The following is a 13,396-nucleotide window of genomic DNA, read 5'->3' as shown; positions in this document are numbered from 1 at the left end:
ATCCCTGTACCGACCATCGATACATTTCAAACCCCTTTCATAGAGGGCAGTATTTTACGCGATCTTTTTTAGGAAAGGAAGATTAAAAAATGATTTATCCACACCTTTGAATTTCATCCGATCAACGGCCATCCCAGTTCGTTATCGCAGTAATCTTATACTCACCCGACTCATCTTTATTACAAATGCCTTTATTTTCCTTATCCCAACAACGATATCCCTTAGATGTTAAAACTAAAATACCATCATTGGCTTGGCGAGTTCCAGCCTGTGGCCTTGCGATCAAATACCAAGTAGATGAACTCACAATCTCTAGATCAAGCGCATAAAGCGCTGTGTCATGCCGTGGTAAAGTTTGCGGTACAAACTTTAATGGGCCAGTCTCAGCACTACTATCTGCCAATAAACTACGATGGGTAATTAAGTACTGCTGTAACTGTGCGCCAATTTCAATCATTTCAGCTTGTGCGGCAACACGGTTGACTTTAATCTTATATCGTTCATAACTTGGAATCGCAATTGCAGCTAAAATCGCAACGATCGCCACAGCAATCATAATCTCGATTAGGGTAAAGCCATTTTGTTTTACCATGCCTCGCCCATCCCTGTCTGATTTTCTGCTACACAGCGATATGCAGCGGCATCAACTTGATTGATGGTTTTACATTGTAAACCGTCACTGGTCATTACAAGACTATAGTTGGCTTTATCATGACTTATCGCTTTCATTTTCCAACGATGTCCAAGGCCATCACCTAAAAAACCATCATCGCCTGCTGAAGTCTTAACTGCATTTAACGCTGTTGCTTTGTCTCCATCTAGTAATGTGAGTATATATTTCCCATTACTACTGTTGCTACCAATTGGTAAGTATAGCGTTCCAGTACTCTCATCTATTGAAACTTTTGCTGCATCATCAAAGGCAGAAGCTAGACTAAAACCATTATAGGTAAAACTTCGTCCTTTATAACGCTCGAGCTGATCGGCAATCTTTTGCATCTCCTGCTGTGCCTGACTTAAATCAGCACGGCGAATATAGTTTTTATAGCTTGGAATTGCGATTAAGGTGAGGATGGTGATGATCACCACCACCACCATGAGCTCAATTAAAGTAAAGCCTTGAGATTGTTTCATAACTGGCCTCACTCGCGTTCAAACCAGCGCATTGGACTCAATTTACGATTAAGTTTGTTGTCACTAGCTACAGCATTATTGGCAATACCAGTAATGGAACAACTATCTCCTTCGCACTGACTATTAATAATCTTACGTGAGTTATTCGCCCCCTGCCCTGCCGAGCTAATATTGATTGGTGCAATACCTACACCTGCATATAAACTATTTTGCATACCACTGTTACTACCACAAGAACCAAATGGCATACAGAAGCGTTCAATTACACTTTCACCGCGAATACCTGCATCACAGCCTTGTACTGTACCTTTTCTTTCACTATCAAATACACTAACGAAGAGTTGATTATTCATCAGCACTGGATCTGAAATTACTTTTGGCCCCATCGGGGTTGTATAAAAATCTTGACCCGCCACTGTTGCTGAATTGTCAGAGAATACATATTGCCAGCCACTATTTTTTTGATATTCTTCTTCATATTTTTCAGGCGTAAATTTGGTCTCTGCATCACGTGCCTCTTTAGTCAACAAAGGTAGCGATAAATCTTTATTCAAGTCCTCGTCTTGTAGTTTATATAGACCAGTACGTGTTACATCTTTATCATATATTGTAAATATCGCATTTTTTACCCAATTTACTGCATTATCCGGATTATGCAGGGGACTACTTGCATTGCCAGAACCAATACTTAAACTTGCAATCACTCGACCAGAAGTTGGTAAGCGATAAATACCAAAAGTTGGCTCTACATAAAAACGTGGCTGCCTTCCTTGCTGGCGTGCTTCTTCGTGATTCAATAAGCGTACTGCCCGCTTAGCAAAGGCGTCACCCGATTTTCTAAAGTTATCAATATCAATACGCCAAACTTGTCCCCCTAAATCACCAAAATACAAATGATCGGTTAGACTATCACCATCACGGTCAACCGTTTTAATCGCACTTACTACACTATAAGCCATTTTCTCAGTGTAGAGTCCTGGTACTAAATTCGTGTCACTAGTAGTTTGGTCTTCGTAATCAACTTTACCTACATTACTGCTTGCCCACCACAATAGCTTTCCAGTGTCAGCATCAAACATATAAACGCCCGCGCCCTGACCATTTTCTTGCTGATAGGTTAGATGTTCATAACCTTGGTTCATACCTTGTGGGTCAGAATCGTAACCACCACCAACAAACATTACTAATTTGCGCTCACCCTGCCAATCAACATATGTAATCACAGGTTTAGACCAACTTTGCCCCATATACTCTAATTCAGGATAATGGTAAGGTCCTTCAGGAGTAACGACTCTTTTGTTTTCAGGATCAATATGGAATTTTACTTTAGGTATCTTTAAATCACTAAGATCAAGCGCATAATAGCTACGCCCACCCATACGTAAACCACCATATACCCACTGTTTTCCCTGAACAGCTGTTTTATCCTGTCCCACCACCTTGCCTACTGTTAAGGTAGTTAACTCACCTGATTCATCTTGATTAGTCACATATTCAGTATGAACCGTCCATGGACCATCAATACCGTACTTAAAATCATTACCTGTACTAGAAAAATTTGGATCTAAGAAAGAGTGATAATTATTCTCCACCATTTCATTAGGTACAAACGCAAATTTTTCATCGCCTTTTTCTGCGTCTATAACGTGTAACAAACCTTGGGTGGTACCAAATAGGACATAGTCTTTTCTTGATACTACTTGTTTATTATCGTTATTATCAAAAGTAGCTTCTTGCGTTAGAACAATTGGATCTGAGTGTAACACTGCACCCATTTGACGTAGTTCCGGACGATCCTCCCAAAATTTTAAAATTTCTTCATCATTAATATTTTTTGGGTTTAAGACATCATAACCCAGCAAGCCAAGTAAGTAGCCCCGTAAGCTATCTTTACCAGATAACTTATCTGTAAAATAATCTCTATTCAATTGAGTTAATTTAACATGAGGGTCTTGTTCACAAGCAACATTATTTTCTTTTGTTATACATTTACGTGTCGTATAAACTGTACGTTGATAAGTGCGCTCCCCTCCTACATCATGATGCCTTAATTGGATTTTATTTAACGCACCACCTTGAAAAATGCGGGCTTTTAGTTTTTCTCTATCGCCTAAGCTACTATTTTCCCATAAGTCCTTAACATTGTCTTTTACAATACCATTAGCAGCAAAGACGTTATTACCACTACCATCTACAACTAAACCTTGGTTACCAATGTTATAGCGTTTTAAATTACCCGCCCATGCAGATGTTCCTTTTTGCACAGTAGGTTCATACATCGTTAAATATGCATAAGGTTGTAATTCATATGGATTAAGAATATCCACAGGAATCACAGCTTTATTGACAGAAGCAGATGGGATGTCTTTTGCCATGTAGTTAATAAAGTGATTTACACTTTCTGCAATCTCTTCCACAGATAAAGCTGAATAAAAACCACCACCACCAAGCGCTCCTAATTTTGCCGTATTACGAATATTATGTTTTTCCGATTCATCTTTAAATTCTAAGAAACGCTTAGAAAAGTTTGCATTATTCACTTGAGTAAAATATGACTTAATAGAGCTTTCATTATCTAGATCAATACCTTTAGTATCTGGTAGATCAGAGAAATAGCGCCCCATACCTGCAATAGCGGTTTTAACTTCTAAATTCACAGGATTTTTATTCGGATCTTTTAAAGCTTGGGTAAAGTTTGACAAACATGCCCACATGGTATTGTCTTTAAGCAAACCAACACCTGTATTTTTATAATCTACTAAAGTAGAAGCTACATCACTTTCTGTCTCAGTATCTTCTTTAGACACACAACTAAAATTTTTATTTAATGTAGTTGTAGGTGATGCTAAAGCCCTCTGCATAACTCTTTCAACACCAATGCTTGGAGAATAGGTGCTACCGTCACTATTTTTGATATACGGTGTCCCTCCTGTCAGCATATAAATACCTTGTGCATGGCAAGATTTTTTAGCTGGGTCATCTAACTGTGCTTGAATAATTGATGCACGATTATAGTGGGTATTATTCCTTTCAGCAAAACTGCCTTCAGTAGCATAGTTAAATCCACTATAAGGAACGCTTCTATCAGGATCATTAATATAATAGAAACGCGCTCCTAAAAAACTACTACTATTCTCATCTTTATGATACCCATCCCCTACAGGATAATCATTACGTAGATAACTTCCATCATAAGGATAATTCTTTCTAATCCAATCAGGGAAGTTTTTTGTTGATAATGATAGACCCCAGGTTGACTCTTTTAATTTCCACCCTGATGTACACTCACCTTGTTCGTTCCATGTTGCCGTATTATTATCATAACCTTTACATTGATAATAATAATGCTGTACCAACATGTCTTTACGACCAATAACCTTAAGACCCGCACCTTTTGTTGTTGTACCCATTAATGCTGCAGCAGCTTCAGCATAAGCAGAGGCAATAGGTGAATTACTGTCACGATTATTATCTAGAGCACTGGCTATTTCATCCAATAAACTTTCATTAATATCATCAATTATTTTTATTGTTTCAATTAACAATTTCCTCTGTGTAACTTTAGTTCCATCTGACATGGTCACTATATCATCCAAACGACGCGGTTTAATATTGACCTTCCCTGCAAAAGATCCATATTTATCAGAAGTTTGATGATAAGCAGAAAAAGTCGTTAAACCCATCACTTTATCATCTGTTAATTTTGCAATCCCTAAATCTGGATTACCAACTAACAAGCTAAGTAATGCTATCTTTGCCTTAGACAAACGGTCATAGCAAATATACTCAATTGAAGAATCTTCACGGTAAGTACAGGTCTGATTAATATAATCGGTATAACTTTTATAACGACCTGGGATAATAAAATCTTTTAACTTATCACCTAATTCTAAAATTCCATAGCCTGAGGTTCTATAGCGACAAAATCTAACATTAAAAGATTCATTACCAACGCTAATAACATGATTACTTCTATTTGTGGCTTGATTACACATATAGTAATCACTAAAACCATCATTGAGTTCGCCTCGAATACCACGCATCGTTTCAGTAATATCTAATGTCAGCATAATAGCCGTTGACCCTTCACCACCACGTTGATAAATGTCACGGTCACTAGCCCATGTTGAATGTGTTATCAAGCTAGTGGCTGCTAACATTGCAGCAATAGCACTACTGATTATTGTCTTTTTCATCGCTAATACCCCCATGCTATCAGTTCTTTCCTGATATCTGGTTAAACCCCACCATATAACTATAATCGGCCACTTGTGTAATATATGGCACACCTAAATTTTCTAAGCATTTAGATACTGTAACTGCTGTCGCATTAGAGGTACCAGCACCTGAAATCTGTAAGTTACTGTTCATATGTTCAGATAAACATGCAAAAACCTCTTCCTTTTTGGCACCACCTATAGAAGGTAAAAGTGAAGTTGAATAAACAGTAAATCTTTCATTATTCTGCGTTTTTGATGAAACAAAATCAGTACCAATGGTATAGTTAGAAAAAGCAGGTTCCAATACCCCTGCAGTTGAGCGTTTAACTGCGACTTGTGTTAAAACAACATTTCTTTGACTAGTATAAAAATCCGCATCATCTGGTTTACAAAAGCCTCTATCACCTAAAGCACTCTTTTTTACTTTATTATTTTCAATTTCTAGCATACTCGCTTGACTAATATCAAAAGCAATCCCACCTGATTTTTTAAAACAAAAAACTAATTCTTTATTAAGGTTTTCAGGTCGACTAATAAAACCTAATATACCGTTAGCTGTCGAAAGCTGAGCTAAATCATTGACTTCTTCTAAAGCAAGCATAGCTGAATCTGAACTTTGTCTTAATAACTCATTGATTTGGCTATTGGTGGCAATATTGAGTGAAGTCATGCTGTGTCTTACCCCCACTACACCAATAATGGTAATGACCACTAACATGATCAACACAACAATTAAGGTAGAGCCTTTTTGATTGTGAGAATCTATCATCGTAAATCCTCCCCAAGTGCATTACGTAAAGCAATGGTTTGTGTCAGGACTTGACGCATATAGTTGTCTTTTCCGCCAACCAATTGGGCTGAGCTGAGATCTAAAATATTAAAAGCAGTTTGCTTTGTCACACTTGCTGCTGGAATACGATCTTGAGAACGAATCACTAAGCCTAACTTAACACTACGGATTTTTGGTAAAGGATCACTACTCAAAGCTTTATAATCATTTAAAGTCATGTAGCGAAAATTTTCACTTTTACCATAATCTCCAGTCGCCACACCCAACAACACACGAAAATGATCAACACGGCGTAATACGATTTGATTGTTATGATTTAAACCTGTGATATTAACAGTACGCTTTGCTGGGTCTGTGGCTGCATAGGCACTTTCTACATCTGTTAACTGATAACGGCCTGCATCACAATATAAAGCTAAGTTCGGATTATTGCTGCTACTCGTAACGTCACCAATGGGTTTAACCAAATAACGCTGTACGATATAGACTTGATTGGCTACATCCTCTAAAACAATTTTACCCCCTTCACAGTCATAGCCCACTACCAGTGTTTTTTCGTCAGCGGTTAAACCATTGTTTATTTTTTTTAAAAAGGTCGCATCGTCATATATATTTTGTACTGTTTTATATTGAATGGTGAGCTGATCGCTTTTTTGACCCGTAAAATTAGATGTGCCTGGTAATAAAGCCGTACCAGACATTTCATTGGCTCCCAATCCAAGCACATTGATTTGATTATTTGCTTGAGCATCCCCGCCAATAATATTGTATTGAGATAAAATGATACCGCCTTGTGCAATATTTGAATCTAAAATAGGCAGCGAAGCACCCAAGTTGGTTTTACGTAAATCTTTGGCAATAAAATCAATACCAAATAGGCCATTATCTTGTAAGTCACCTAAACCACGTTGCAGAGCTAAATTGGCTTGAGAGGAGATAAACATTTGTACTGCCACAGCCACTAAAATCAAACCTAGTGCCAGTGCAATCATAAGCTCAAGTAAGCTAATCCCGTGTTGATAGCGTTTTTTCATTATTAATAGGCCTCCATCACAATGCAACGCGAGCCATCAATATATGTACCACCACTGGTGCAACTTTCATCTGCTGCTGTTCCATCCTTTGGCAAGGTTTTATCCCAAGCAATATAAATACAATTACGTTGTTCTACACCACTGCATTTTTGCATAGCCACTTGCATCCCTACTGCTTGTGCTTTGGCTTTAATTTCTTCAACATCAGCAATCGCAAACTGCTCGTCTGTACATTGATTGCTCATACATGTGCTGGGTGTTGTCACGCCTTCTTCTGAGGCTTTTTCAGTCGCTGTATCAGAGGGTTGAGAGTAGGTTAATTGTTTTAAATAGGTCTCTTGTTCCAATTGATTCGCACGAATACGTTCTGCCAAATCCCGCGCCACACTCATGGCTTGCGTACGGTAATAAGCCTCATTGGCTGCTTCTAAAGAACGGTATTGCAAGCTAATAAATCCAAGTACTGCTACGGCTAAGATCAATGCTGCAACCATCACTTCCATTAAACCAACACCGCGTTGTGATTGGGCACTCATGATGCGCATGTCCCCTTTTCAATGTGTTGTACGGTACCAAAACGTGACAGGTGCAAAGTCATTGACAGATCAGATGCATTGGAGCGATCACATAGCTGTAATGCCAAATCAAAATTTTGGTCTTGTGCGTGTACTTGACCAGAAGCTTTAAAAGTAATCTCAGTTACCTTAATACTACGGTAGCTAACCTGTCCTTTAGGCATCCAATATTTTTCTTGTTTAGTGTTTTTAGTGTTTAAGGCAGTTTGATTGAGATGAACGGTGATGTCTTGACGAGTACTGACTGCGGTAGTACGTGCCTGACTAAGCAACATATTGAGTTCCATGGCACTACTTTCTAAATTATATTTACGTACCATACTGGCAAAAGATGGCACTGCAAGGGTTGCCAGAATCGCTAAAATACCTATGGTGATCATCAACTCGATTAAGGTAAATCCTTGTAACTTACGCATCCTCTCATCCCACAAAATTCAGCACCTTATGTTGTGATAATTATCAAATAAGGTACAAAAAATACAAACCTGTCACAGATAAATGGCAGAAAAAAGCAGATGAGGCTCAAAAGGTAATCAAACAGAACTACCCTAAAATTACAATTTCATTATTGCGCAACATGCAATAACAACCCCTATTCGTTTCTGTCATTTAGCGAAACTTATATAATCAATAAAAACCAATCAGTTTGGTCAACTTTTTCAGTTTATTCTAACTTAACTTATTGTTTTAGCTAATAGCTATTTCAGGCAATTTTCACTTAAAAACTCAATTTGAACTGCAAAAAGCCAATGGAGTCACATTGGCTTAGTGTTATTGCTGTAATTTAAGCTTGAGTAACAGGAATACGTAATTCCTTAGGCAAACTAAAGGTAATATTCTCTTCACGTCCTGCAAGCTCTTGCGGTAGAGTTGCACCCCAATCACGTAAACGCTGAATTACCTGTTTAATTAAAATTTCAGGTGCTGATGCCCCAGCAGTTACACCGACTTTAGCCCCTGTCGCAAACCATGCTTGTTGTAGTTCATCGGCATTATCAACCAAATAAGCATGTTTACCCATACGCTCTGCCAATTCACGTAAACGATTAGAGTTAGATGAGTTTGGTGAACCCACCACTAAAACCACATCACATTGTGCAGCTAGATCACGTACTGCGTCTTGACGATTTTGTGTGGCATAGCAAATATCATCTTTACGTGGGCCTTGAATATTTGGGAATTTTTGACGTAAGGCATCAATCACTTTAGCAGTATCATCAATAGATAAAGTGGTTTGAGTCACAAACGCCACTTGCTCAGGATTATTCACCACCAAGTTGGCGACATCCTCTTCATCCTCGACCAAATAAATATGACCGCCATTTTTTTTGTCATATTGACCCATCGTGCCTTCCACTTCTGGATGACCTTCATGACCAATTAAAATCGCTTCAATACCTTCACGGGCATATTTGGTCACTTCAATATGTACTTTAGTCACCAAAGGACAAGTGGCATCAAAGACTTTTAAACCACGGCGTTCAGCTTCTTGCTGTACTGCTTTAGAAACACCATGTGCGCTAAAAATCACAATATTGTCATCTGGCACCTCGTCGAGTTCATCAACAAAGATCGCACCACGCTGACGTAAATCATCCACCACAAATTTATTGTGTACCACTTCATGGCGCACATAAATGGGTGGGTTAAAGCATTCCAAGGCACGATTTACAATTGCAATTGCACGGTCTACACCTGCACAAAAACCACGTGGATTGGCCAAGACAATTTCCATAGAATCCTCAATACCCATTTTAGTTTCGGATGAATGATTTGAAATAAATGTAAACAAAGTCACTTGGACTATTTAGTTTAGTGGCTGTCTACTTTAAAATAGAGAAGATATTTTATCATATCAGGAAAAATATCATGTCGGGTCTCTTGTTTGTCGTTTCTGCTGCATCAGGAACGGGCAAAACGTCCCTTGTTAAAGCATTGCTTGAGCGTGTGAATAATTTACACGTTTCTGTCTCCCACACCACACGCGGTCAACGCGTTGGCGAACTTGACGGTGTACATTACCACTTTGCAAAAAAAGAAGACTTTTTAAAACTGGTTGAAGAAGGCGGTTTTATTGAGTATGCCGAAGTATTTGGTAACTATTATGGTACAGCGCAAGCGACTGTAAAAGAGCAACTTGCCAAAGGTCATGACGTATTGCTTGAGATTGATTGGCAAGGTGCGCAACAAGTACGCAAACTTTTTCCTGAATCAAAACAAATCTTTATTTTACCGCCTAGCCAATTTGATCTACGCCAACGTCTATCAAACCGTGGCACAGACTCAGTTGAAGTGATTGAACATCGCTTAAGCTGTGCGGTTGAAGATATGCAGCAATACAGTAACTTTGATTATGTCATTATTAACGATGACTTTAACAAAGCCTTACATGATCTAGAATCAGTGATTACCGCAAATCGCTTGGTGTTACAACAACAAGCCACTCGCCACCGTGAGCTAATTCAAAAGCTGATTACGCCTGCAAGCGAGTGATTAAAACTTGAGTATTTAAGTAAAGACTTTTATACTGCTTAGTCTGTTTAAATTTACTATTCAACCGAGAATTCTTATGGCACGCGTAACCGTTGAAGATTGTTTAGACCATGTAGACAACCGCTTTGAGCTTGTACTAGTGGCAAGCAAACGCGCGCGTCAATTGGCACGTCAAGGTATTGAACCTACCGTAGAATGGGACAACGATAAACCTACAGTTGTTGCATTACGTGAGATTGCAGCGGGTCACGTTTCAAAAGACATTTTGAAACAACGTGAGCAAGACTACCAAACCTCAAGCCTTGATCTTGCACTTTCTGCAAATAACTTAAATTTAGATGGTTTTTCTTTCCAATAAGATTAACTTTCTAACTAAAGCCTAGTTTTATACTAGGCTTTTTTATTCTCCCTACTTTTCTATTTGTCCAAGAAACGCTATAACATCAGTTATACCCTTTTCTCTCTTATGAAGATTTTTTGTATTTTTTGCCTGAAAAAATTGACAACAGTCGCAGAATACATTTCATTAGAGGATTAACCCATTCACTTATCGCAAAACGTGTATCGTAAAGGTGTTCTATGCCAGGTGCAGATGTCAATCAAGCAAAGCAACAGCTCAAAACTATTATCGACGCTTATTTAAGTGAACGTGATGTCGAGCGCGTGCTAGACGCTTGTGATTATGCCGATATGGCACATGATGGTGTGACCCGTAAAAGTGGCGAGCCCTATGTTTTACACCCTATCGCGGTGAGCTGCATCTTAGCGCATATGCGTCTTGATCCAGAAACCCTCATGGCAGCATTGCTGCACGATGTGATTGAAGATACTGAATTTAGTAAAGAAGATATCACTGAAAAATTTGGTAAAAAAGTTGCTGAATTGGTCGATGGTGTCACCAAACTCAGTCATTCTAGTGACAAAGAATTTAATAAAGCTGCCTCTTTCCGTAAAATCTTGCAAGCTACCTTACAAGACCCACGTGTCATTATTATTAAGCTCTCTGACCGCTACCATAATATGACCACCCTAGATGCGCTGCGTCCAGATAAACGCGCACGTATCGCTCAAGAAACCTTTGATGTATTTGTGCCGATGGCACGCATTGTGGGTATGAATGAGATGGCAGATAACTTAGAACATCTGTGTTATCAGAATCTTGATTTAGATATGTATAACAACATCCAAGAAGTGTTGTTACAAACCAAGCCTAAGCGTTGTGAATATCAAGCGATTTGGGAAAGTAAGCTGAGCAGTTTACTTGAACAACAGAATTTAATTGGCCGAATTAAAAAGAAAAATAATAATATTGAGTTACTGCGCCACTTTGTTAAAAACGATATTAATCTACAAGAGCTGACCCATAGTCATGCTTTTGAAATTATTTTACAAAGTATTGCCGATTGTGACCGTTTGGCTGAAGTGCTACGTGAAAACTTCAAAGTTCTAAAATATTCCGATCATATTCGTCGTCCATTACCCGGTGGCAACCAATCTTTATTAATGACCTTAAAAGGTGAAAAAACTACGCTTTCGCTCACCATTCAAACTGAGCTGATGCGTAAAGCAGCACGTTTTGGTGTGGTACTTGGTGAAAATGCACCGCAAGCTTGTCGTTCTGCGATTCAAGCATCTATGCAAAACTTAAATGTTTTGGTCGATGGTGATTGTGCTAAAACCACGTTTAATGAATTGCTCGATTATTTACACCAAGAAAAAATTTGGGTGTATACACCGCAAGGTCACTTGCATGAGTTACCACAAGGTGCCACGGTGGTCGACTTTGCTTATTCAGCCAGCCTATTTTTAGGTAACCATGCGGTAGGTGCTAAAATTGACGGTGAGATCAAATCACTTTCGACTGCGTTATCTAATGGTCAAGTAATTGAAATTATTACTGATGTTTTAGCCTCACCTAACCCAGATTGGTTGAGTTTTATTAATACCCAAAAAGCGCGCCGTGCTTTACAAAACATTTTGCGTGAACAAGATATTGAAGAGCAGCGTTTGGTCGGTCAACAAGCCCTCGATCGTGCTTTAAAATTATTTAACCGCTCGACTAAAGATCTTACACTCGATGATTGGACCGATTTACTTGAATGGCGTCACTTAGAATCCAAAGAGCGTTTATTTGAGCAAATTGCGGTAGGTGATTTATTACCTCAATTGGTGGCCAACCATTTATTCTCACAAGATCATCATAGTGAAGAATCCCAGCGTCTCATTCAAGGCACCGAAGGCGTTGATGTCAAATATGCACATTGCTGTAATCCTGTGCTTGGTGATCCAATTCAAGGCCATTTATCACGTCGCGGTTTAATTGTGCATCGTGCGCGTTGCCGTAATCTATTACATGAGCAACATTTACACCCTGAAAACATCATGCCATTACAGTGGAATAAAAATCATGATGTGGTCGAAGATGTCAGCTTTACAGCCTATTTAGCTATTGATATAAGCTTAAATGATGAGCAAATTTCTGACTTAATTTATCAATGTCGTAAAGAACATACAGGCGTTGAAATGGTACGTCCGCATGAAGGCAAAACTTACGTGAATATTGTTGTAAATAATCGCCAACATATCGCAAAAATTATCCGTGAGTTACGTATGCAATTTGGCTTCCCACGTATTGGGCGTTTGTTTCAACCTGTCACGATTAATGAGTCTAATAGAGTTGCAAGTTAATCAAATTAAACGATAATGCTTCTGCAAGCTGAGCTGATCGACTATGATGTATATATATACGATATAAGGAGAAATTGATGTCCCGCCAAGTAATCCATACCGAAAATGCACCTGCTGCGATTGGTACTTATTCACAAGCTATTTTAGTGAATGATACTTTATATCTTTCAGGTCAAATTGGCTTAGATCCATACAGTATGGAATTGGTTGAAGGCATTGAAGCGCAAATTCGCCGTGTATTTGATAACTTAAAAGCTGTATGTGAAGCAGCTGGCGGCTCGTTGGCAGATATCGCAAAACTGAATATTTTCTTAACTGATCTTTCACACTTCCAACTTGTCAATCAAATTATGGGTGAATACTTTGCTCAACCGTATCCAGCCCGTGCAGCTTTAGGTGTAGCAAGCTTACCTAAAGGCGCTTTGGTCGAAATGGATGGTGTTGTTATTATCAATCAATAAC

12 protein-coding genes are annotated in these 13,396 nt (G+C 38.7%); 4 read left to right on the top strand and 8 right to left on the bottom strand.

Annotation, left to right across the window (positions count from 1 at the left end):
- Window positions 1-121: 121 nt before the first annotated feature.
- The 8 genes from AC5YCI_RS11140 to ispH form a co-directional block, all read right to left on the bottom strand.
- On the bottom strand, window positions 122-592 hold the full coding sequence (locus AC5YCI_RS11140) for a type IV pilin protein (protein ID WP_496175539.1): 471 nt from the start codon (window positions 590-592) through the stop codon (window positions 122-124).
- Window positions 586-1,134 (bottom strand): type IV pilin protein, encoded by a 549-nt coding sequence (locus tag AC5YCI_RS11135; protein ID WP_496175538.1) that lies wholly within the window; start codon window positions 1,132-1,134, stop codon window positions 586-588. The genes AC5YCI_RS11140 and AC5YCI_RS11135 overlap by 7 nt, the downstream gene beginning before the upstream one ends.
- Before the next feature lie 8 nt (window positions 1,135-1,142).
- On the bottom strand, window positions 1,143-5,330 hold the full coding sequence (locus AC5YCI_RS11130) for a pilus assembly protein (protein ID WP_496175537.1): 4,188 nt from the start codon (window positions 5,328-5,330) through the stop codon (window positions 1,143-1,145).
- A gap of 19 nt (window positions 5,331-5,349) precedes the next feature.
- Entirely contained in the window at window positions 5,350-6,123 is a 774-nt protein-coding gene (locus tag AC5YCI_RS11125; RefSeq protein WP_496175536.1) for a pilus assembly PilX family protein, read from the bottom strand.
- Window positions 6,120-7,178, bottom strand: coding sequence for a PilW family protein (locus tag AC5YCI_RS11120; RefSeq protein ID WP_496175535.1), 1,059 nt, complete (start codon window positions 7,176-7,178; stop codon window positions 6,120-6,122). Before AC5YCI_RS11120 ends, AC5YCI_RS11125 begins: the two co-directional genes overlap by 4 nt.
- Window positions 7,179-7,180: 2 nt before the next feature.
- Window positions 7,181-7,714, bottom strand: a complete 534-nt coding sequence (gene pilV, locus AC5YCI_RS11115; protein WP_496129939.1) for a type IV pilus modification protein PilV — start codon at window positions 7,712-7,714, stop codon at window positions 7,181-7,183.
- Complete coding sequence (locus AC5YCI_RS11110) at window positions 7,711-8,169, bottom strand: pilus assembly FimT family protein (RefSeq protein WP_496175534.1); 459 nt, start codon at window positions 8,167-8,169, stop codon at window positions 7,711-7,713. Before AC5YCI_RS11110 ends, pilV begins: the two co-directional genes overlap by 4 nt.
- Window positions 8,170-8,537: 368 nt before the next feature.
- A complete protein-coding gene (gene ispH, locus AC5YCI_RS11105) occupies window positions 8,538-9,488 on the bottom strand; it encodes a 4-hydroxy-3-methylbut-2-enyl diphosphate reductase (RefSeq protein WP_496129941.1) in 951 nt (316 codons plus the stop codon).
- 134 nt (window positions 9,489-9,622) lie between these two features.
- On the opposite strand from ispH, the gene gmk reads away from it, so the two are divergent.
- From gmk to AC5YCI_RS11085, 4 genes are all read left to right on the top strand, one after another.
- Window positions 9,623-10,246 (top strand): guanylate kinase, encoded by a 624-nt coding sequence (gene gmk / locus AC5YCI_RS11100; RefSeq protein WP_496129942.1) that lies wholly within the window; start codon window positions 9,623-9,625, stop codon window positions 10,244-10,246.
- A 76-nt stretch (window positions 10,247-10,322) separates the two neighbouring features.
- Window positions 10,323-10,604, top strand: a complete 282-nt coding sequence (gene rpoZ, locus AC5YCI_RS11095) for a DNA-directed RNA polymerase subunit omega (RefSeq protein WP_067762989.1) — start codon at window positions 10,323-10,325, stop codon at window positions 10,602-10,604.
- 221 nt (window positions 10,605-10,825) lie between these two features.
- A complete protein-coding gene (locus tag AC5YCI_RS11090) occupies window positions 10,826-12,934 on the top strand; it encodes a RelA/SpoT family protein (RefSeq protein WP_496129943.1) in 2,109 nt (702 codons plus the stop codon).
- A gap of 77 nt (window positions 12,935-13,011) precedes the next feature.
- A complete protein-coding gene (locus AC5YCI_RS11085) occupies window positions 13,012-13,395 on the top strand; it encodes a RidA family protein (protein WP_122900069.1) in 384 nt (127 codons plus the stop codon).
- Window position 13,396 lies beyond the last annotated feature (1 nt).

Source organism: Acinetobacter sp. CY17 (assembly GCF_059515825.1).
The sequence above is the reverse complement of the archived record's forward strand: the minus strand, read 5'-3'. Positions and strand labels throughout refer to the sequence as shown.